Annotated in this window: 20 protein-coding genes; 5 read left to right on the top strand and 15 right to left on the bottom strand. The window is 59.7% G+C overall.

The genetic code is table 11. The features are described from left to right. The first annotated feature begins 42 nt into the window (after window positions 1-42). The 3 genes from B060_RS0112990 to B060_RS0112980 all read left to right on the top strand — a co-directional run bounded on the left by B060_RS0112990 (window position 43) and on the right by B060_RS0112980 (window position 3,562). Window positions 43-969 carry an ABC transporter ATP-binding protein gene (locus tag B060_RS0112990; protein ID WP_018082225.1) on the top strand — a complete coding sequence of 309 codons (927 nt, stop codon included), beginning with the start codon at window positions 43-45 and terminating at the stop codon, window positions 967-969. Window positions 970-971: 2 nt separating this feature from the next. Then, the gene (locus B060_RS0112985) at window positions 972-1,733 is read left to right on the top strand and encodes an ABC transporter permease (protein WP_026172812.1); all 762 of its coding nucleotides are present in this window, start codon (window positions 972-974) and stop codon (window positions 1,731-1,733) included. 221 nt (window positions 1,734-1,954) lie between these two features. After that, the gene (locus B060_RS0112980) at window positions 1,955-3,562 is read left to right on the top strand and encodes a phospholipid carrier-dependent glycosyltransferase (protein ID WP_023447246.1); all 1,608 of its coding nucleotides are present in this window, start codon (window positions 1,955-1,957) and stop codon (window positions 3,560-3,562) included. Window positions 3,563-3,711: 149 nt separating this feature from the next. On the opposite strand, the gene virB11 is transcribed toward B060_RS0112980, so the two are convergent. From virB11 to B060_RS0112915, 13 genes are all read right to left on the bottom strand, one after another. Next, a complete protein-coding gene (gene virB11 / locus B060_RS0112975) occupies window positions 3,712-4,695 on the bottom strand; it encodes a P-type DNA transfer ATPase VirB11 (protein WP_018082223.1) in 984 nt (327 codons plus the stop codon). A gap of 7 nt (window positions 4,696-4,702) precedes the next feature. After that, window positions 4,703-5,800 carry a type IV secretion system protein VirB10 gene (gene virB10 / locus B060_RS0112970; protein ID WP_018082222.1) on the bottom strand — a complete coding sequence of 366 codons (1,098 nt, stop codon included), beginning with the start codon at window positions 5,798-5,800 and terminating at the stop codon, window positions 4,703-4,705. Then, window positions 5,797-6,588 (bottom strand): TrbG/VirB9 family P-type conjugative transfer protein, encoded by a 792-nt coding sequence (locus B060_RS0112965; RefSeq protein ID WP_018082221.1) that lies wholly within the window; start codon window positions 6,586-6,588, stop codon window positions 5,797-5,799. Before B060_RS0112965 ends, virB10 begins: the two co-directional genes overlap by 4 nt. Continuing rightward, window positions 6,585-7,868, bottom strand: a complete 1,284-nt coding sequence (locus B060_RS0112960; protein ID WP_018082220.1) for a TrbL/VirB6 family protein — start codon at window positions 7,866-7,868, stop codon at window positions 6,585-6,587. Before B060_RS0112960 ends, B060_RS0112965 begins: the two co-directional genes overlap by 4 nt. After that, on the bottom strand, window positions 7,868-10,294 hold the full coding sequence (locus B060_RS0112955; RefSeq protein ID WP_018082219.1) for a VirB4 family type IV secretion/conjugal transfer ATPase: 2,427 nt from the start codon (window positions 10,292-10,294) through the stop codon (window positions 7,868-7,870). Before B060_RS0112955 ends, B060_RS0112960 begins: the two co-directional genes overlap by 1 nt. A gap of 21 nt (window positions 10,295-10,315) precedes the next feature. Beyond that, the gene (locus tag B060_RS0112950; protein ID WP_018082218.1) at window positions 10,316-10,600 is read right to left on the bottom strand and encodes a VirB3 family type IV secretion system protein; all 285 of its coding nucleotides are present in this window, start codon (window positions 10,598-10,600) and stop codon (window positions 10,316-10,318) included. Further along, window positions 10,600-10,905: a TrbC/VirB2 family type IV secretion system protein gene (locus tag B060_RS0112945; protein WP_018082217.1), complete on the bottom strand. Its 306-nt coding sequence runs from the start codon at window positions 10,903-10,905 to the stop codon at window positions 10,600-10,602. The genes B060_RS0112950 and B060_RS0112945 overlap by 1 nt, the downstream gene beginning before the upstream one ends. 229 nt (window positions 10,906-11,134) lie before the next feature. Then, complete coding sequence (locus B060_RS0112940; RefSeq protein ID WP_018082216.1) at window positions 11,135-11,356, bottom strand: hypothetical protein; 222 nt, start codon at window positions 11,354-11,356, stop codon at window positions 11,135-11,137. A gap of 65 nt (window positions 11,357-11,421) precedes the next feature. After that, window positions 11,422-11,553 carry a hypothetical protein gene (locus B060_RS28240; protein WP_018082215.1) on the bottom strand — a complete coding sequence of 44 codons (132 nt, stop codon included), beginning with the start codon at window positions 11,551-11,553 and terminating at the stop codon, window positions 11,422-11,424. Window positions 11,554-11,619: 66 nt separating this feature from the next. Continuing rightward, on the bottom strand, window positions 11,620-14,184 hold the full coding sequence (gene ligD / locus B060_RS0112930) for a DNA ligase D (RefSeq protein WP_018082214.1): 2,565 nt from the start codon (window positions 14,182-14,184) through the stop codon (window positions 11,620-11,622). Window positions 14,185-14,187: 3 nt separating this feature from the next. Beyond that, window positions 14,188-15,072 (bottom strand): non-homologous end joining protein Ku, encoded by an 885-nt coding sequence (ku, locus tag B060_RS0112925; protein WP_018082213.1) that lies wholly within the window; start codon window positions 15,070-15,072, stop codon window positions 14,188-14,190. A gap of 93 nt (window positions 15,073-15,165) precedes the next feature. Next, window positions 15,166-16,050: a dienelactone hydrolase family protein gene (locus B060_RS0112920; RefSeq protein ID WP_425303993.1), complete on the bottom strand. Its 885-nt coding sequence runs from the start codon at window positions 16,048-16,050 to the stop codon at window positions 15,166-15,168. Window positions 16,051-16,166: 116 nt separating this feature from the next. Beyond that, window positions 16,167-16,781 carry a DUF922 domain-containing protein gene (locus B060_RS0112915; protein ID WP_018082211.1) on the bottom strand — a complete coding sequence of 205 codons (615 nt, stop codon included), beginning with the start codon at window positions 16,779-16,781 and terminating at the stop codon, window positions 16,167-16,169. Between the two features lie 119 nt (window positions 16,782-16,900). On the opposite strand from B060_RS0112915, the gene B060_RS0112905 reads away from it, so the two are divergent. Continuing rightward, window positions 16,901-17,995: a DNA topoisomerase IB gene (locus B060_RS0112905; protein ID WP_018082209.1), complete on the top strand. Its 1,095-nt coding sequence runs from the start codon at window positions 16,901-16,903 to the stop codon at window positions 17,993-17,995. A 49-nt stretch (window positions 17,996-18,044) separates the two neighbouring features. Continuing rightward, a complete protein-coding gene (locus tag B060_RS0112900; protein ID WP_018082208.1) occupies window positions 18,045-18,596 on the top strand; it encodes an NADPH-dependent FMN reductase in 552 nt (183 codons plus the stop codon). Between the two features lie 36 nt (window positions 18,597-18,632). On the opposite strand, the gene B060_RS0112895 is transcribed toward B060_RS0112900, so the two are convergent. Then, window positions 18,633-19,064 carry a RidA family protein gene (locus B060_RS0112895; RefSeq protein WP_018082207.1) on the bottom strand — a complete coding sequence of 144 codons (432 nt, stop codon included), beginning with the start codon at window positions 19,062-19,064 and terminating at the stop codon, window positions 18,633-18,635. A gap of 138 nt (window positions 19,065-19,202) precedes the next feature. Continuing rightward, the gene (locus B060_RS0112890) at window positions 19,203-21,215 is read right to left on the bottom strand and encodes an OPT family oligopeptide transporter (RefSeq protein WP_018082206.1); all 2,013 of its coding nucleotides are present in this window, start codon (window positions 21,213-21,215) and stop codon (window positions 19,203-19,205) included. Window positions 21,216-21,414: the final 199 nt, after the last annotated feature.

Here is a 21,414-nt window from a genome sequence, read left to right as displayed (position 1 = left end):
CACGACTATATAGGGCGCACGCTACCCGGCAAAGGAAATCATATGGATTCGGTCATCTCGATCAAACAGCTCGACAAGACGTACAAGAGCGGCCACCGGGCGCTGAAATCCATCGATCTCGATATCAAACGCGGCGAAATCTTCGCTCTGCTCGGCCCTAATGGCGCCGGAAAGACCACCCTGATTGGCGTCGTCTGCGGGCTGGTGAAGCTGACCGGCGGCACGGTCATCGCCGATGGCCACGACATCACGAAAGACTATCGCGCCGCCCGCGCCAAGATCGGCCTCGTGCCGCAGGAACTGGCTACCGATATGTTCGAGACCGTCTGGGCCACGGTCAGTTTTTCGCGCGGCCTCTTCGGACTGGCGCCCAATCCGGCCCATATCGAAAAGATCCTGAAAGACCTCTCCTTGTGGGACAAGAAGGACAACAAGATCGCCACGCTTTCCGGAGGCATGAAGCGCCGCGTGCTGATCGCCAAGGCGTTGTCGCATGAACCGAAGATCCTGTTCCTCGACGAGCCGACCGCCGGCGTCGATGTCGAGCTGCGCCGCGACATGTGGGCCATGGTTGGCCGGCTGCGCGATCAGGGCGTTACCATCATCCTCACCACCCACTATATCGAGGAAGCCGAAGAGATGGCCGACCGCATCGGCGTCATCAATAAGGGCGAGATCATTCTGGTCGAGGAAAAGCACGCCCTCATGAAGAAGCTCGGCCAGACCCGCGTTACCATCGGCCTGAAGTCAAAACTGGACGCGCCGCCGGACATACCGCAAAAACTCGATCTGTCCGAGGACGGCGAAACCCTGACCTTCACCCTGACCGGTGAAGGCGATTCGGAAGATGCCGGCGTCGCCGATGTGCTGAAAGCGTTGATGGAACGCAAGGTCGACTTCAAATCGGTCAATACCAAGCGCTCGTCGCTCGAAGATATCTTTGTCGATCTGGTGGAGAAAAAGACATGAGCCTGAACCTCCACGCCGTACGCGCCATCTATATGTTCGAGTTGCACCGTACCTGGCGCACCCTGTTCCAGAGTATCGCCGCGCCGGTCATCTCGACCTCGCTCTATTTCATCGTCTTCGGTTCGGCCATCGGCAGCCAGATGACCACGATCGACGGTGTCTCCTACGGCGCCTTCATCATTCCCGGCCTGACCCTTCTCAGCATCCTGACCGAAAGCACCTCTAATGGCTCTTTCGGCATCTATCTGCCGCGCTTTACCGGCACGATCTACGAGTTGCTGTCAGCGCCGGTTTCTGTCGCCGAAGTACTGCTGGGCTATGTCGGGGCGGCGGCGACGAAATCGGTCATCCTGGGCTCAATCATCCTGCTCACGGCGCGCCTGTTCGTGCCCTATGAGATCGTCCACCCCGTCTGGGCGGCGCTGTTCCTCGTCATGATCGCCCTGACGTTTTCGCTATTCGGCTTTATCCTTGGCGTCTGGGCCGATGGCTTTGAAAAGCTCCAGATCGTGCCTCTGCTGATTATCACGCCCCTCACCTTCCTCGGCGGCACCTTTTATTCGATCAAGATGCTTCCGGAATTCTGGCAGACCGTCACCCTGTTCAACCCCATCGTCTATCTGGTCAATGGTTTCCGCTGGGCTTTTTATGGCAAGGCCGATGTCAACGCGATGGTCAGCTTCGGCATGACCGCGCTCTTCATGCTGGCCTGTGTGGCCGCCATCACCTGGATATTCAAGACCGGTTACCGCCTGAGAAGTTGAATCATGCGGAGCGTGCAGACGCGTCGAAGAAGCCTCGCGACACCACCACGATGTCGCGCGAGGGCTTAATAAACTGAAAAAGTTGCACGCCAAAGGTGTCTCACTCAACGCAGCCAGCTTCGCGCATCAAAGCCATGGCTTCCGTGTCAAATCTATAGGCAGGCCGTGCCGAATAGGGCATAAGAGCAGACCCGATCCTTATGCGACCCTTGCGAGCCCTCATGACGACCGACGCGAATGTGCCTGCCGCCGCCCCCACCTTGCGCCAGAAAATCGCCCGCTTCGCCCATGCCCTGTGGAATGCCGATGACAAGACCCTGCGCTGGGTGCTCGGCGTACTGATCGTCATTCTGGCGGTGTTCAACTTCGCCCGCGATATCAATAATCCCAATCGCGCCTTCTGGGACGAATCCTATTATCTGACCTCGACCCAGCGCTACGAAGAAGGCAAGGCGCAATACGCCTCGCATCCGCCGCTTGGTTTCATGTTCATGGATGCCGGCGTCAAGGTCGGCTATATGTTGGGCGTCAATACGGACGTCAACACCCATGCGCTCGGCGATCTGAAGAAGATCGATTCGCGCGTCGTGCCCAAGGCTTACAACTTCACACCGGTCCGGATGCCTTCGGCGCTGTTTGCCGTTCTAAGCGCCCTGCTCTTTTACCTCATGATTCTGCGGCTCAATGGTGAACCGTTCGAGGCCTTTGTCTTCTCGCTGCTGTTCGTCTTTGAGAACGCCTACATCGTCCATTTCCGCGCCGCCCATCTCGATTCCTACCAGTTCACCTTCACCCTCGGCTCGATTCTGGTATGGCTGCATACCTTCGGCAAGGAACCGAAACGGCCGCTACTGATGTACGGCCTATTCGGTCTGCTGTGCGGACTGTCGTTCATGGTCAAGGTCAATTCGCTGGTCATGCTGGCGCTTGGCGCCTTAAGCCTGATCCGAGCTGTCTGGATCGACCGTTCGCGCCACAACTGGCTGCGCCAGATTGGTAATGGCGCCGCTATCGCCGGGGCCTTCGTGGCCGTGGTCGTCACCGTCTTCACCCTGCATGTCGTCTTCAATCCCAATCTGCCCGATTCGACCACCAAGGCCGGCCAACGCGACCTGCGCGCCATGGGCCAGACCTACAAGGATTACCTGGCCGATAAACGCGGTCTGTCACCCGCCGTGGTCTGGGATGCTACCGCCGGCTATTACAAATACATGAAGTACGACTTCACCGGCGAGGTGAAGACCGAACCCAACGGCTCGCAGCCGGCACTTTGGCCCTTCATGGCCAAGGCGATCAGCTACCGCTGGGACTTCGACGGCAAGCGCACCGCCTACACCCATATGGTCGGCAATCCGGTGGACTGGGGCTTAGGTATTGTCGGCATCGTCGGTGCCTGCGTGCTGGTTTTGCGCCGCCGTTTCGACAAGGAAGCCGCGCAGGTTTCGCAGGATTACGATCGCCTCGAAGCCCTGCTCGCCATGTACATGATCTTCTGGACCTTCCACATCTATCTCGGCATCCACCGGGTCATGTACATTTATCACTACTTCATCGGGCTCTCGCTGAGCTTCTTCCTGGTGGCGCTCAGCTTCAAGATCGCCGCACGACAGATCCCGCTGATCGAGAAGCATCGCTTCATAATTCTCTGTGCGATCAGCGTGGCCATCGCCGGCAGCTATCTCTTCTACGCGCCTTTGACCTATCACCACTACCTCACGCGCAAGCAGTGTGAATGGCGCAATATTCCGGTGACGCTGATCGTCTGCCAGCCCTCCAGGAAAAAGCCGGCGCCGTTACCGACGCCGGCTGTTGTGGCCAAGTCTCTCTAGACCTAGATCGCCACGCCGAGATCAATGCTCGGCGGTATAGCCATTGTTACTAAGGCCACAGCGATACGCTGAGATTACGACCAATGTTCAGGTCGGTTTATGGGGTGTTAGGAAGCTTTCCAGCAACCGCAATTTCGAAAGGCGAGGCCTTAACTCTTCGGCGGCAGGTCGATATCCGAGATCATCCGCTCACCGCCGAATCGCGACAACTGCACCACCACGTCGATCAGCGACGAGGCGTAGCTCAGGGTTTCCAGCCGCGTCAGTTGTGTGCCCGATTGCATCACCATCAGGGCGATCTGCTCCAGCGCGCCCTTCGGCGTATTGGCATGCACCGTAGTGAATGAACCCGGGTGGCCGGTATTGATGGCGCGCAGGAAGGTAACCGCCTCCTCGCCGCGAATTTCGCCGACGATGATACGGTCAGGGCGCAGGCGCAGACTGGCCTGCAGCAGGTCGTTGATGGTGACGCGCGCCTCGCCCATCTCGCCTTTCACCGCCACCAGACGCAGGGCATTGGCGTGGTTGTCGGCGATTTCCGGCGTATCCTCGACCAGGATAATGCGTTCATGCGGCGGAATCGTCTTGAGCATGGCGTTAAGGAAGGTGGTCTTGCCGGATGACGTGCCACCAGAGATCAGGATCGTCTTGCGCGCCAGCACGGCCTCTTTCAGGAAGGCGACCGGGTTCTTGCGGGCATAGGCTAGGTCATCGCGCTGAACCTGGCCACCGATATCCGGAATGGGGCCGCGGTCATAGGCTTCGAGCGATAAGTCAACCATGCGGTGACGGCGTATGGCCAGCGCCCAGTGCTTCGCCGCCGGCGGTCCAACCAGTTGCACGCGCTCGCCGCTCGGCAGGCTCGCCGCCAGCAGCGGATTTTCGCGGTTGATGCCCTGGTGCGCCATACGAGCGATTTGCGCCGCCAGACGGCTGAGCAGGACGTCATCGACCTCCGGCAGTTCGATGCGCTGCATGTGTGCCTGTCCGGAGACCTCAATCCATATCTCGCCCGGCTGGTTGACGAGGATTTCGGTGATCTCATCGCGTTCCAGAAACGGCAGGAACGGACGCAGATAGGTGCGTAAATACACCCCATCCAGAGCCACAACGCTATTGTCTGGAGCGGCCATGCTATCCCTACTGATTGAAATCGAGGTCGCGCGCGGCGAAGACCTGGATCGGCGCGCCTTGCGGCACCTTGATCGTCGGCGGGATCTTGATGTCGTTGGACAGCGCCTCCCCCATAACGCCGGAGGCATCTTTCGAGGTCCCGATGACAATGGTCGAGGAACTCTTGCCGCTCAGGGCGCCGGACACGCCATTGACCACGGACAGCAGCATCGCCGAGCCGAAGCGCTTGGCGAAGTGGGTATCGACCTTGCCGGTCATGCCCGCCTGACCAAGATCATCGGTCCCCGGCGAGGCCAGTTGCACCGACAGGCCGTCAGGTCGGATGAGGCGGTTCCAGATGATGAAGGCGCGGGTCTCGCCGCTGGTCAGCCCACTCTTGTATTGCCCGATAAGACGCGAACCGCGCGGAATGAGGATCGCCGTGCCGTCGAAGCTGCGGATATCGCGCGAAACAATGGCGCGGGTGTAGCCCGGCAGGTCGGAATTGATCGCGGTTTCCAGCACGGCCGGGATGACGGCGCCCTGCGGCACGACCTTCGACGGATCGCCGATTTTCCAGGCGCGCTGCGACACATCCGAGGTCTGCGCCGCCAGGAATTGGTCATTGGCATTGCCCGCCGGCTTGGCCGCCAGAACAGCCTGAGCCTGCGCCGCCTGCTGTCCGGCCGGATTGCTGTTGTCGATGATCAGGGCCGGCGATCGCACACTGTTGTCCGGCGCGGGCGCTGCCACAGGTTGCTGCAAGGGCTGTACCGGCTGCGGCATCAGGAAGGATTGCGGCGGTTGTTCGACCGGGTTCAGCGAGGGATCGACCGGCGGCAGAGTCGATGGCTGCGACTGTGGCGGTGCAATTTGTTGGGTCGGCTGTGGCGCAGGCCGCTGCGGCTGCTGGCCGATACTGAACCAGGTGATGGCGCCCAGTCCCATAGCCCCTAGGATACCGAGCATCAAAACGGCGCTGTCGCCCATGGCGGATGAACGCGCGACCTGTGGCAGGGCCTGCGTATTGGCGGCGTCGAGTTCATCGGCGTCGATCTTGAGGCGCGGATCGTTGCCTTGCGGCAAACGACGACTCAGGGTCGGATCTTTGGCGTCGGGTATCACTTTATGCTCCCTTGGCTCTTGGAACGGGGCTTGGGCGACAGCGTGTCCAGCCCCTGCACCACATAGGTATCGTTATAAAGCACGGTTTTGAGATCGCCACGGCGCAACACGAAGCCGCGCGCCACCTGTTCGATGACGAAATAATCCCCGCGCGAGGCATAGTTGACGAGGCTTTCGGTATTATCCGGATTGAGCGCATAAACAGCCGGAACACTGACGCCGGCGGCCCATTTCATATAGGTCGAGGTGCCGTCATCAAACACCCGGATCGGCACCAGCGTTACGTCGCCCGAATAGGTATAGGCGGCGTTACGCTTTTCCGGCACCGGCAGGAAGGCGTTCGGGTCGACAGGTCCCGATGGCGCATTGGCTTCCGGCTTGGCTGGCGCCGGCGGATAACGAAAACGTAGTTCATAGGATATGCGGCCACGGGTACAGTCAGACGCACTGGCCGTGCGCAGCTCGAAATTATAGCTGCGCTTGTCGCTTACCACCGTCATATTGGTATGTCCGCTGCCAGCCGTCGCCTTCACGAACAGGAGATTGCCGCGCTTGTTCGGCATCACCTGCCAGCCGGCAGAATCGCCGACGCCGACGTTCTCGACATGCTCATCCGAGGCAAAACTGATCATGGTCTGGAAATTGACGCAGCCTTCCAGACGCACCACTGCCGCCGGATCATAGTCAATCGTCTGCAGGCGGGAATCGGCCTCGTAGCCTTGCGCAAAGCTTAACTGCGGCAGGGCAAGCAACAGGCTGACAGCCAATGAAATGCGGGTCTTAGTCATGAGGTCGGTCCCTTAGGGACATTTGGGGGTACATTAGGCGTTACAGGTGCGGCGCCGGATGGCTGCATATTAGGCATGGTCGGCGCATTGCGGAAACGCTGGCCCAGCCCCTGAACGCGGCTGAAGCGGTCGGCGCTGCCCTGACGCCCCAGTTGATCGTAAAGCCCGAGCGTCTCGGTGCGGCCGACCGTGCCGGTGGCGGCACCGGCCGCCACATCGGCGCTGCGGGTGATGGCGGAAATCATCGGCTCGGTGCGGTCATAGGATGCGTCCCCGCGCGCGCCCTGCCCGCCACCAGTTTGCCATATGGCGGACTGACTGCCTTGCGACATCATAGGCACCTGCCCCCCCGGGATATCGGTCGCCGGTTTTTCGCGTAAGGCCGCCTGCCAGTCGCGCACCAGCGAGGCTGCGACCCAGATCAGCGTGAAGAGGAATCCGCAATAGATCAGCGAGCCCATGAACAGAATGACCATGGGCTGTATCGCCCTGACCGCGCCCAAGGGGTCATTACTGATATTCTCAATCAGCGGCACAAGCAGCATCAGCGCCGCTGTACCGCCCAGCACGACCAGCATCGGCGAGAGGGCGAACACCACCGTGGTGCGCAGCCAGCCATTGAAGAGGCCTCGCGTCTGCGGAAACAGCGCGAAGACGATGAAGATCGGCCCCAGAATCAGCAGTAGATACAGCACCAGCCGCGTCAGGATCAGCACCCCGAGCGTCGAAACCAACAGGAACAGGCCCGATAGCCAGAACAGGGTCACCGGCATGGATTGCGGCAGCACCAGCACAGGCTGCGCCGTTGTGGTCACCACATTACCGGCATTGGCGGTATAGGCAGGATCAAGACGTCGGGCGATATCGGCGAAACGCACGAACAGGCCGTCCAGAGACTGGGCGAAATTCATCACCGCGCTGCCTTTTTGCCCCAGAAGCGCCGCCGCCACCTCGTCAGGGCCATTCATCATCAGCCCGTAGAAGACGGCGTGATAGGCCGGCCAGAACGACACGAAGGTCAGCACCAGCACCATGGTCATGATGCGCGGGCTCATCATGGTCAGGGTCAGGCGCGTGCGGCCGGTCATAAAGCCGATGCCGATCAAAGCGACATATATACTGAGCAGCACGAAAAGTGCCGAGCCAAAGGCGCCACCCGCACCAAACAGACGGTCATAGCCGGTCTGGACCGCCGCATTGATCTGGCAGTCCATGGCCTGAAGTGACCCCGAAACCGAGGTCTCACCGACCAGATTGATGGCGGGGCAATAACCGGCCATTACAGCCTCCCGGTCTGGCTTGGGACGCTGCCGGGATAGGGCTGGCCAAGCAGATGCGGCCACCAGTCAGCCGGCGCATCGCCATACTGGGCACGCAGTTCATCAAGCTGACGCACGCTCGATTCACGCCCGGAAAGCACGGTTAGGATATCGGGCATCGCCCCCAAATCAAGGCGCGCCACCACCGAATGATTGCCGTGCTTGATCAGGAAGGCGCGTGACGAGGCCGGCAAGGCGCGGATCAGATCGAGTTCATGCAGGGTAAGGCCGAAACCGACGCAATAGTCCTCTTCCTGGGCACGCGGATTGGGCATGAAGATTTGCGTCGCCGCCTGTTCGATGATCGCCGACGAAATGCGGCTGTCGAGCGCATCGCGCGCGCTTTGCGTGCCAAAGCCAAGGATGGCGTTGCGCTTGCGCAGCGTCTTCATCCAGTTACGGATGGCGGCGGCGAACACCTCGTCATCGAGCGCCTTCCAGCCCTCGTCGATGATGATAAGGGCCGGCGTGCCGTCCAGACGTTCCTCGACGCGCTGGAACAGATACATCATGCAGGGTGTGCGCAGGGTCGGCTCATTGAGCAGCAAGGTCATGTCGAACCCAAGCGTGCGGGTCTCCATGTCCAGTTCGTCCTCAGCATTATCGAACAACCAGGCGTGTTCGCCCTCACCGACCCATGGATTGAAACGGGCGGCTAGATCGCCGTGTGTCGGCCGGCGCACACCGCCGAGCAATTCTCGGAAGAAGCGCAGGCGGCGATATCGCGGTTCCTGATCGAAATTGGCGTCGACCGCTTCAGAGATGATCGCCTCTTCTTCCGAATTGAGCGGCAGATCCGGACGCACGATCAGTTGTGCGATAAGCGAGCGTAAAAAAGCGCGATTGCCGGCATTATCCGGCAGTTGCAGCGGATTGAAACCGGTCGGCTCGCCGGGTCGCAAGGTGGCGTAGTGGCCGCCGATGCTGCGGATGAAGATTTCGGCGCCGCGGTCCTTGTCGAACAGCACGGTGCGTGGCTTGAACTTCTGCGATTGCGCCGCCAGGAAGTTGAGCACCACCGTCTTGCCGGAGCCCGATGGCCCGATGACGGTGAAATTGCCAAGATCGGCCTTGTGGAAATTGAAATAATAGGGCGTACCGGACGACGTCTCGAAGATGCAGACCGCCTGCCCCCAGTGGTTGCCCTCCGGCTGGCCGATCGGAAACCCGTGCAGGCTGGCGAAGGAAGAATAGGCGCCTGTGCTGATCAGCGCCTTGCGGGCGATATAGCCCTCATTGCCGGGGAACTGCGCCCAGAAGGCCGGTTCCAGATTGACATCCTCGCGCACCGCCACGGCGCCGAGATCCGCCAGGGCGGCAAGAGATTGCGCCACCGCCGGATCGAGTTGCGCCATCGACTTGGCGCGCACCAGCAGGCTCATATGATGTTCGCCCAGCCCCATGGCGCCGATCGAGAGGTCATCCTTGGCCGACATCAGCCCTTGACGCAGGCTCATCGCCTCTTCGTCGGCGGCACGCATGCGTCGCAGAGCCAGGTTGATGCGTTCCAGCCCGATCTGACGATCGACGAAGCCAAAGCTCTCGGTCAGCACCATCTCGAACGGCAGACGCAGGATGGCATCGCACATGCCCGGCGTGGCGTGCGGCGGATAGTCCTTCAGCGACATAATTGCGGCGAAGTCTTTGCCGTTGCCAAGGCTCGACTGCTCCATCGCTTCCAGCCCGAAGCTGACGCGGCGATAGGGGATATATTGGCCAAGATCGGTGGCCGGACGCAAAACAGGACGCATCTCGCCGTTATAGATGGCCGACAGAAGTTCAAGCGGCTCCGAACAACGGCCATTGGCGGTTTCGTAACCGCTCAAAATGCGTGGACCATAGGCCTGCAAGGCCGCCAATAAGGCTTCGGTCGCGCCCTGCAGCTCCTTGTGATCGCGCGCCAGACCCGCCGCCTGGCTGTTTTCGCCCATCCCGCGACCGAACATATCGGCCAAGCTTTCGGCGAAACCGACCTTGCCCTTGGGGTTGCGACGGACCACGGTGATGAACAGGTCATTGACGAACAACTGGCGCGACGACAGCTTGTTCTGCCAGCGCTGCTGGATCAGGTTGCACACCGGATCATCGAAGGTCGAGTTCAGCCCCACACTGACGCGACGGCGGATAATGTGGTGATAGAGCACGAAGCGCGACGAACCAATGGCGCGCAGGGCGGCGGCGCGGATGATCTGACGGTGGTTGACCTCTTCGGTATCGGCCGTCTCGAAGGCGAACCCTTCGAGATAGATGGACTGCATCAGCGAGCCGTCACGCATCACGATCGTGCGGTCATCGAGCAGTCGGTCATAGGGCAGACGGTCGCCGACACGCTTTTCCGTGGCGAACCAGCTTGCGAAACCCTTCAAAGTTTTTGGACCGGCGGCCATCGTTTGTTATGTTCTCTGGCTTTACGGAAGATACGAATTGCAGCGCCAGTGGCGCCAATTACGAATACGGGTGCAGCGCTGCACCTTGGTCATCCACAGATCGAAAACGCGCGGCTCCCGCAGACAGGCCAGATAACCGATGGCATGGACGACAAGCGCCACGCCAAATGCCCAGAAGGAGCGCGTGATCAGGAAGACCTCGGTCGTCACCACGGCGTTGATGATGAAATAGCTGTAGGTCACGCCGGCGAACATCTGGGGCTGGGTCAGCGCCTTGAAGACCGGCGATTTGATCAGATCAGACATTAATTCGCAACGGCCTGGATGCCGCCGACAATAGTCGCCGCGCCAAACAGGATAAAGCAGCCAACGATAACCGTAGCGCCAAAGCGCCAGTTCATACGGCCGGTCAGCATCATGAAGCCAACGGCCGCGACAGCGATAACGGCGACAGTCGTCGCCACCTTGCCCATCAGGGTACCCTGAATCCAGTCGAGCGCGTTTGAGATCGGCGAAGACCCTTGCGGATTCATCGCCTGCGCATGGGCCCGCGTGGCCAGCGACATCATGGCGGTGGAAAGCGCCACCAGGGTATGGGAAACGATCTTCATTAGCTACCTCGCCGTCAATTCCGGTTATGCTTGGCGCCCCTGAGCTTATCCGTGACGCGCGTCGGATTCGCCAAATGCGGGATTGACCTACTTTTGCCGAAAGACACGCCTGAATCAAGGGGCGGAATCAGAGGTTTAGATGACGAAAGCGTATATTCGGTAAAGGGCCGCTCACATATTCCGCACAATCGCGTCACCTGAATGGCGGCGTGTTGCCTTTTCGACATCATCAGCCAGCAAAGGTGACGGTGACGCCCTTTTTCTTGAAGTAGGACTGCATCAGCTTGCGTCCCTGACGGTTGTTCTGCGCCAGACGCGCAGGCTCGACCACGGCCTCTTTCAAACCTTCTTCGGTCAGGGCCGTCTTCAGATCCTTGATGGCCGCGTCGAGTTCGACATTGTCGTTGGCCAGGGACTCATAGATTTTTTCGAGGGCGTCGTGAACGGTCAAGGCAGGTCTCCAGCATACAGGTGCGCATGTTAAGCGCCGCTGTTACCAGCATTTGCCGTCCGACATCAAGACTTCTTGATATTGTCCAGGGTCGCTTGCTGGCTGCGGCCATAGCTTGCCGGCACGGTCTCGACCTTGACGGCGGCCTTCTTGGGCTTGCGGACTTCCTTAGTGCTCTTCTTTTGTCCCTTGGCCATCGTCGTCTCCTTGTTCGCCAAAATGGCGTAAACATGGTTATCGCAGGTTATCGGCCGTAAAGCGCGTTAAATATCTACTTCGATCTTCAGCGCCTTTAAAACCTCATCCGGAATCGTCTGCTTTGTCGTTGCGAAATCGGCCCACGGGTCGCTTTTCAACTGCGCCAGACGTTTGGCAATCGTGCTGATCGTATAATCCGAAGGCTGGAGTTTTACGTTCAATTCGTCCCAGACTAGCGGTGTCGCCACCCCGGCGCCTTCACGCGCGCGCACCGAGAAGGGCGCCACAGCCGTCGCTGTCAGGTCGTTGCGCAGATAGTCGACGAAGATCTTGCCCTTGCGCGCGGCCTTGGTGGCCACGGCGATATATTTGTCCGGCATGTCATGCGCCATCGATTGGGCGATGGCACGCGTGAAGGCCTTGACGGTGTTCCAGCTATACTTGCGCGTCAGCGGCACAACGATATGCAACCCCTTGCCCCCGGTGGTTTTCAGAAAGTTTTTCAGACCAAGCTCGTCCATGCGCGCCTTTACCTCGTGCACGCCGTCGATCACCTGCTTCCAGGGTGTTTCCGGATCGGGGTCGAGATCGAAGATCATCTTGTCCGGCAGGTCGGGCTTGTCGGCCTTGCAGCCCCAGGGATGCAACTCAATGACGCCCCACTGCACCAGGGTGATCAGGCCTTCGCGGTCTTTGATCATCATATAGTCTTCGTCGCGCCCTTTGACCGCAATGCCCGTGTCGTAGATGTGCTTCATCTCGCCATGACCGATGTGACGCTGGAAGAAGCAGGCGTCGCCTATGCCTTCGGGACAGCGCAGCATCGACAACGGACGCTCCCTGACATAGGGCAGGATCAGGTCGGCCACACTGTCATAATAGTGCGCCAATTGCAGCTTGGTGACATCCAGGCCCGGAAAAATCACGCGCTCCGGATGCGAGATACGGATACCGGCGACTTCTCCATCTTTGCTTTTGGCGGTACTTTTTCGGGCCGGCTTTGGTTCTTCGGTCATGGCGGGCGACTCCGGTTCCAAAACCTTTTTCGTCACATGCAGTTCGCGGTCGCTGCCAATCTCGCTGGCCGGCTTGTCTTCGCGCAAGCCCTGAAACGACGGGTGGCGCAAGCGTCCGTCCGTCGTCCATTCGGTGAACTCGACCTCGCAGACGACCTCCGGCTTGACCCAGTGGGTGCCACGCCGTGCATTGGCCGGCACTTTGTCGTCATAGGCCGGCTTGTCCTGCTCCAGCGCGTCGAGCTTTTTCCGAATAGCCACCGATGATTCGCGGTCGAAGCCGGTGCCGCACTTACCGGCGAAGACGAACTTTTCTTCTTCATAATAGCCGAGCAACAGCGCGCCTATGCCACGTTCGGCGTGGGCAGGTTCGGAAAAGCCGCCGATGACAAACTCCTGCCGCTTGTGACATTTTACCTTTAGCCACGACTTGCCGCGCCCACTGACATAGGTGGAATCAGCGCGCTTGCAGATGATGCCTTCCATCTCCAGATCGCAGATTTTATTCAAGAAACCCTTGTCGGCTTCGAGAAAATGATCGCTGTAGATGATGCGCTCGCTGAGGTCTTTGCCTTTCAGCAAGGCTTCCAGACGCGCCTTGCGCTCAGTCAGGGGCAATTTGCGCAGGTCCTCGCCATCGAGGTGGAGCAGATCGAAGACATAATACTGCAGGTCGGCGCTATGCCCCGCCAACAAGGCATCCTGCAAACCCTTGAAACTCGAGCGTCCGGCCTCGTTGATCGCCACGATCTCGCCATCAAGGATGGCCGAAGTAACGCCGAGATTTTTAAGCCCTTCGGCCGTGTGGCGGAACTTGTGCGTCCAGTCGAGACCGGTGCGCGTCATCATTCTCACATCATCGCCTTCGATCATGGCGAGGGTGCGGTAGCCATCAAACTTGACCTCGTGCAGCCAGTTTGTACCGGTCGGAATCGCATCCGCGAGGGTAGCCAGTTCGGGCGCGATAAATGTCATCGCGTCCTTTGCGGGCGCTGCCTTTTTGGGCGATGAATTCCACACCTTGCCGCCCGCGGCCGCGATTTCATCCATGGTCCGGTCGGAAACGACACTGGTGATGTTATCGCTTAAAAACTGATCATGGTCGCCTTCGACCATATGCTCATCGTGGTGCTTGATCAGCAACCAGTTGTTGCGGCCCTTATCCTGAGGTCGCGGCTTCATCCGCACCAGCACCCATTCGCCTTGCAGACGCTTGCCGCTGAGGCGAAACTTCAGGTCGCCTTTTTTCAGAGCTTCGTGCGGGTCGCCGATGGGTTCCCCAATAAACTCCCATGTGCCTTCGTCCCACAGCATGACCGTGCCGCCGCCATACTGGCCTTTCGGGATGGTGCCTTCAAATGTGCCATATGAAACCGGATGGTCCTCAACCTCAACCGCCAAACGCTTATCAGCCGGATCGAGACTTGGCCCCCTGGTCACCGCCCAGGATTTCAGTGTGCCGTCCAGTTCCAGCCGAAAATCATAATGCACGCGCGTGGCGTCGTGCTTCTGGATCAGGTAGCGGTTGCCCGTCGTCTTTTTCAAAACACCTTCGGGTTCGGCGGTCAGCTTGAAATCGCGCTTCTGGCGATACTTATCCAGATTATCCGCCATAGCTTAGCTCGCTTTTCGTGTCGTCGCCCTGGTCTTCTCGGTCGATTTCGGCGGTGTCGCCTTGCGGGTGCGTTTCGGCGCCGGCGTCTTCGCCCTGGCGGGCGCATCACTGCCCCCCTTTTCACGCAGCGACTGACGCAAGGCGTCCATCAGATTGACGACCTTGGCGGTCGGGCGCTCTTCTTCCACCTGGCGCGGCTCACGGTGCTCAACGCGCGCGTCGATAATCTCCTGCAAGGCCTCGCGGTAATGGTCATGGAACTTGCCGGCGTCGAACTTGACCGTCTTGCGCTTGATCAGCTCCTTGGCGAGATCGAGTTCCTCGCTGTCGGGCTTCTTGTCGCGGATGCCCTCGAAATAGGGATCGGTCTCGCGGATCTCGTCTTCGTAACGCAGGGTTTGCAGCAGAAGCCCGCTGCCGCACGGCTTGATGGCGCATAAGCGTTCACGCCCCCCTATCGCCAGTTGCCCTACCCCCACCTTCTTTGAATCGCGCAGGGCATCGCGGATCACGGCGAAGGTGGCGTCATTGCCCTTGCCATCGGGCGCGATGAAATACGGGCTTTCCATATAGACGTCGTCGATCTCGTCGGTATTGACGAACTCGACGATATCGAGCGTCTTGCTGGAGGGAATTTTGAGATCTTTCAGTTCGTCCGGCTCGATCAGGACATATTCGCCCTTCTCGTATTCATACCCCTTGATCACCTCGTCGCGCTCGATCGTCTTCTCACCGGCCACCAGTTCATGATGGACGCGCTCGCCGGTCGGACGATAGATTTCGTGAAAGGCGATGGTTTTGGAGCGATTCAGCGCCGCGTACATATTCACCGGCAAGGATACCAGCGACAGCCGGATGGTGCCGCTCCAGTAAGGACGTAAGGCCATAGATGCGCTCCCGATTGCAGCCTTAAAGCTTAGGCGCGGGAGGGTAAGGAACGCAGCGTGAAGACACGCCGCGTCCATAAATTTCGGGTAAACCTAACTGCGTAAAGTGCGGTTAAACAGGGCCCGCGTGCGCGACCACGCCAGTTTGGCCGCATCAGGATTGAAGCGCGGCGTGGTGTCGTTGTTGAAGCCGTGCTCGGCGCCGGCGTAGACAAAGGCCTCGTAATGGATATTGGCGGCTTTAAGCGCTGCCTCATAAGCCGGCCAGGCCTCGTTGATGCGCTGGTCGTTGCCGCCCATATGGATCAGCAGGTCAGCCTTGATATTCGCCACCTGATCGAGCGGTGGNGGCGAGCCATAGAACGGCACGGCGGCCTTAAGCCTCGGCAGCTTGGTCGCCAGAAGGTTGGCGATGCCACCACCATAACAGAAGCCGACAACGCCCAGAGCGCCATTGCCGCCCGCGACCGTCTCCGCGTAATGCGCAGCCGCCACGAAATCTTCGCGCGTCTTCGCCTGATCCAGTTGGCCAAAGAGCGCCCGCGCCTTGTCTTCGTCACCGGGATAACCGCCGAGCGTGGTCAGGGCATCCGGCGCGATGGCGATGAAGTTATCGAGGGTCAGACGACGGGCTATATCCTCGATATGCGGATTCAGGCCGCGGTTTTCATGCACCACCAGCACTACCGGAAGCTTGCCTTCAGACTTCAAAGGCCGCACGACATAGGCCTTGATCTTGCCGTAGCCACTGGGTGACGCGATCTCGACCCATTCCGTTTTCAGGCGCGCATCATCGGGTTTGACCTGCTGGGCCCGGGCAAAATTGGGCGTCAGCGCCGCCAGGGTGGCCACCGCACCGGCGGCACCGGCAGTATATTGCGCACATTGGGTGAGGAAAGCGCGACGGTCCATAAGGCCGTGCACATACTTGTCGAACAGTTGCAGGACCTCGGGCTTGAAGCTATCCGAGGCAGGCATATCTGGCTTATCCGTCATGATTGTGTCTCTCGTTGAAAGCGCCCCGGAGCCTAGGTTTAACATGGCCAGGCCGTCAGATGAACCGGTATTTATATCAGCCGCCTATGCACCTGCCTTCAACGCAACGGGAATATCGCGCCCTGGGTTTCGCCATGACGTGTCTCACGATCATACTCTATATCATATTGATTCAGACGCTTAACAGCCGCTTGTCCCACCCTGTTGGCATCGGCGCATCCAGCGGGTCTGATCGCCGCCGCAACCTCATCCATGTGTTCGTAAGCGTGTCGGATATGGCCGGTCTCATGGGTGATCAACGCCGACATGTAGCGATTCCAGTCGTTCCGGACCTCTGGTGTCAGGGCGTCAATTGTGGTCAGTCGCGGCAACAGCACATCGGCCGAAAATCTCATCCGGACCTGTGACGTCTGACAGACGCCGTTGATGACAGGCCAGCGCCAGGAGATATGCCAGCGCGTCATGGCGTCAAAAACGCCACCGTCATTTGGGTCTTTCGCTCCGTGCGCATTCATATAGGCGCGAATGGAGCGGACATCGGTACCCGTGACGTTGTAATACCTTACAGTCGTATTCGGAAAAGCCTTAAGAGGGTTTGAAACCGTCGCGGCCGCCGAGGGCTTCAAAGCCAGGCCATGACCGGCGACCGGCGCGCCGACCGTTACCATCACGATCGCTGCGGCAAAATAGACCTTTATCGCTCTCAGACTCATGGTTGCCCTCCCCCCGTTCCTCTGGTCTGATCTGAAGTTTAGCGTCTTTATGTCCCGCCTACAAACGGAACCCTTCTTCCCTATCGTTTTCCCAGTGCGCCTGTTTCAGCCTTAAGGCTATGAAAACCGCCGCCCTGCTCAATCTGGAAACCCCGCCCGTCCTCGATGGCGCCGCGCAGGCCAAAGCGCAAGGTTTGCGCTATGTCAGCGATCAGACGCCGGGTTTCACGCGTCGCAAACATGGAAAGCACGTCCTGTTCTTCGACACCAAGGGTGAGCACATCCGCGACGAGGCGGTCATCACCCGTATCCGCAAGCTGGCCATTCCGCCGGCTTACAAGAATGTCTGGATCTGCCCGCATGCCAATGGCCATATGCAGGCCACTGGTCTGGATGCGCGCCGTCGCAAGCAATACCGCTATCACGGCGACTGGCGCGCCTTGCGCGAGGCCTCGAAATTCAGCCACATCCTGGCTTTTGGCGAGTTTCTGCCCAAGCTGCGCGAGATCACCCACGAACATATGAGCCAGCGCGGCCTGACGCGCGACAAGGTGCTGGCCACAGTCGTCACCCTGCTGGAAAAGACCCTGATCCGTGTCGGCAATGATGAATACGCCAAGACCAACAAGTCCTACGGCCTCACCACCCTACACCACAAGCATGTCGACGTCGAAGGCCACACGATCCGGTTCCGCTTTCGCGGCAAGTCCGGCAAGGAATGGAACCTGAAACTGGCCGATCGTCGCATCGCCAGGGTCGTCAAGGCCTGCGCCGATATCGAAGGCCAGGAACTGTTTAAATATGTCGATGACAACGGCACTGTGCGCGATGTCACCTCCGGCGATGTCAACGCCTATTTGCAGGCCGTGACCGGCGAACCCTTCACCGCCAAGGATTTCCGTACCTGGACCGGCACGGTTCTGGCCGCCATGGCCTTGCAGGACTACGCCCACTACGACAGCGAAGCCCAGGCCAAGAAAAACGTCGTGGCAGCCATTGAGCATGTCGCGAAAAAACTCGGCAACACCCCGACCGTCTGCCGCAAGAGCTATATCCATCCGCAGATTATCGATGCCTACCTGGACGGCAGCCTGATCGCGCAGATCAGCCGCGACATCGACGCCTCGATGCAAGCCAACTATGCGCAACTGACGTCGGAAGAGATTCTCGTGCTCGCCTTTCTCAAACAGCGCCTGCACGAAAACGCTATTTGACCGGCGCCTGTGGCCAGCACATAAACAGCGTTAAAATTAGGAGTCCCTCATGAGTGATATTTCGGTCGCCGTTATCGTCGGCAGCCTGCGCAAAGAGTCGATCAACCGCAAGCTGGCGAACGGCGTGGTCAAGCTCAAGGCGCCCGGTTTCGTCTTCAATTTTATCGAGATCGGCGGTCTGCCACTCTACAATCAGGATTTCGAGAGCGATCCCTCGCCGGTCGTCGATGACTTCCGTGCCAAGGTGGCTGCGGCGGATGCCCTGCTCTTCATCTCGCCGGAATATAATCGCTCCCTGCCGGGCGTGCTGAAAAACGCCATCGATGTCGGTTCGCGCCCTTATGGCCATAACGCCTGGGGCCAGAAGCCCGCTGGCCTCTTCGGCGCTTCACCGGGCGGCATCGGCACGGCGGTGATGCAGGCGCATCTGCGCGATGTGCTGGCTGCTGTGGGCGTCAACGTCTATTCCGGCGCCGAGGTCTATCTGACGGTCAAGGACGGCTTCTTTACCGAAAGCGGCGACATCAACGAAGGCACGCAGAAGTTCCTGCAGGGCTGGATGGACGGCTATGTCGACTTCGTCAAGAAGATGCTGGCGTAAAAAAAACTCCCTCTTTGTCAGAGGGAGCTTCTTGTCTTACTTCGCTGATTCGGTCGGCACATGCGCCCAGAACTCGATCTCGACCGTGGCGTCATAGGCCAGGTTGGTCACGCCGAAGGCCGTCCGCACCGGCAATTGCGCCGGATGGAAGTACGGCTTGTACAGGCGGTTGAAATCGCCCCATTTGGTGATGTCGGTCAGCATGACGGTCGCCTTGAAGATATGCTCAAGGCCAAGGCCATAGCGCTTCAGGATATCCGCCGTATTCGACATGATGCACTTCACTTCGTTGTCGAAGCCCTCGGCCAGTTTGCCGTTTTCGTCGAGCCCGATCATCGCCGACAGGTAAAGCACCTGTCCGACCTGAACGGCTTCCGAAAAAGGCGAACGCGGGTGAGGATGCAGGAAATAGGTGATGCCATCGGCCGGGATAGGGTTGATGACGGGTCTGTTCGCTGTGTTGCTCATAACCCTGTTTTAGCGATCTTTACGCCAACAGGAAAGTATCATTTGCGCAATTTTTCGTGCGCATCACCCTAAGCACCAGGATGAAAAAAGCCTCCCGGCATGAACCGGGAGGCTTTTTCACAGGACGGTCTGACGGGATCAGTTTTCCGCCACGACCTTTTTGGCGCGGGCGGCAGCCCAACGGTAAAGTCCCGCGACCCCGACCAGGGCCAGCACGATGGCGATGACCATGCCGACATTCTCATCCGGCCAGATGGCGGCAAACGGTCCGGCCAGCGGTGCGGCCTGTCCGGTCAGGACGATAATGCCGGCTAGCGCCACATTGAACAGGCTTTCCCCGACAATGAAACCCGAGGCGATCAGCACACCCAGCCGCTTGGCCGGTTCGGCAAAGTCCTTGCCGTTGACCGTCTTGCCCTTGACGGCGCGCTCGAAAATCCAGCCGGCGAAGGCCCCGATCACCACCGGTGCGGTCACCGAACTCGGCAGATAGATAGCCAGACCGACACCCAGTGGCGGCAGGCTGAGCTTGCCCTTGCTGAGCTTGCGGATGACGATATCGAGCACAACCAGACCAAGACCGATGGCGGCGCCGATGCCGAGTAGCTTCCAGTCGAGATCGTGGCTGATGACGCCCTTCGCCAGGGTCGAGATCAGAGTCGCCTGCGGGGCCGCCAGCGGTTCATTGGTGACAGCGTGATAGTTCGGGTCGCCGGCGAAACCGTTGGAATTGTTGAGCAGATCGAGCACCGGCGGCACCACGATAGCGCCGGCGATGATACCGATGATCAGCGCCACCTGCTGTTTCCAGGGTGTGGCGTCGACCAGTTGGCCGGTCTTGAGATCCTGTAGATTGTCGTTGCCGATAACGGCGACGGCGAGCACGACCGTGGTCACCAGCAGGGCGAACGCCACCAGCGCAGTGGCCGTATTGGGGCCCGTCATGCCGTAACCGATCATGCCAACGATCAGGGCTGAACCCAAAACAGTCAAAATGGCGATACCCGAAACCGGCGAATTAGAGGAACCGATCAGGCCGGCCATATAACCGCAGACGGCGGCGGCCAGCATACCGGCCACGATGATATAGAGCACGCCGCTGATGACCAGCGGCAGGGCGATTTCGGCCAGAGGTCCGCCCGAGACGAAATTGGCCAGAAGCCAACCCGCCGGCACCAGCGAAATCAGCACCACCAGACCCATGATCCAGACCGGCAGATCCTGCTCCGTGCGGGGAATGACCGCGCCTTCGAGCTTGCGCGCTCGGCCCGATTCCATAGCCGACATCAAGCCGCTCCACACCGGAACGATCAACTTGCCGAGCGTCCAGATGGCTGCGGCGCCGATAGCGCCAGCGCCGAGGAAACGCACCTGCGTGCCCCATACCTTGCCCGCGTGATCGGCCGCCGACAGATCGGGCATGGGGGTCAGTTGCGTCAGGATCGGCACGCAGATGCCCCAAGCGATGGCTAAGCCCACCAGCATGGCGATGCCGACGGTGATACCCATCAGGTGACCCGCGCCCAGAAGCGCCAGCGAGGCCGAACCGCCGAGACCGGTCGCGCCGGTGCCGACCTTGAAATACTTGGCGACTTCGCCGGCCATCAGCTTGGCGCCGGCCAGAGCCGCGTAAAAGGCCGAGAACAGGCTGCCCCAGATGATCGACCACAGGCCGGCAGCGCCTTCGGCGCCGCCTTCGCGTGAGGAGGTGCCAACGCGCAGAACCTCAGCGGCCGCTACGCCTTCCGGATACGGCAGGGACGATTGCGTCACCAGAGCACGGCGCAACGGCACGGTGTACATGACGCCGAGCACGCCGCCGATGGCGCAGGCCATGAAAGTCGTGAAGAAGGGAACATTGGTCCACCAGCCGATCATGATCAGACCCGGCAGGACGAAGATGACCGAGGCGAGTGTGCCGGCCGCCGAGGCAATGGTCTGGACGATGTTGTTTTCCTGGATCGTCGCCGTCTTGAAGGCCTGCAACAGCGCCATCGAGATGACGGCGGCCGGGATAGACGTGGCGAAGGTCAGGCCGACCTTGAGACCGAGATACACCTGCGCGGCGGTGAAGATCAGGGTGATCAGGATGCCCAGAATGACACCACGAACAGTGATTTCATTGGGACGTGGGATCGTGGGGAGGTTCATCCTCAGCTCCGGTTCTTGGTTTGCTTTTGGGCGATACTGCCCAAATGCGCGCAGAACACAAGCGCCAGATCCAAAACAGATACAAATTCAACTATTCGCGGTCTGCAAGCCGTGACGCCTGTCTAAGCTGCTCAGCACATATTGAAAAGATCATGTAAGCGCCGCGCCTGATGTCGATCCGATTTTGGGGCTTGTGACC

Origin of the sequence: Asticcacaulis benevestitus DSM 16100 = ATCC BAA-896 (assembly GCF_000376105.1) — a bacterium.
Taxonomy (GTDB): Bacteria; Pseudomonadota; Alphaproteobacteria; order Caulobacterales; family Caulobacteraceae; genus Asticcacaulis; species Asticcacaulis benevestitus.
Note: the sequence above shows the minus strand (reverse complement) of the source record. Positions and strands in the feature narration are given on the sequence as shown.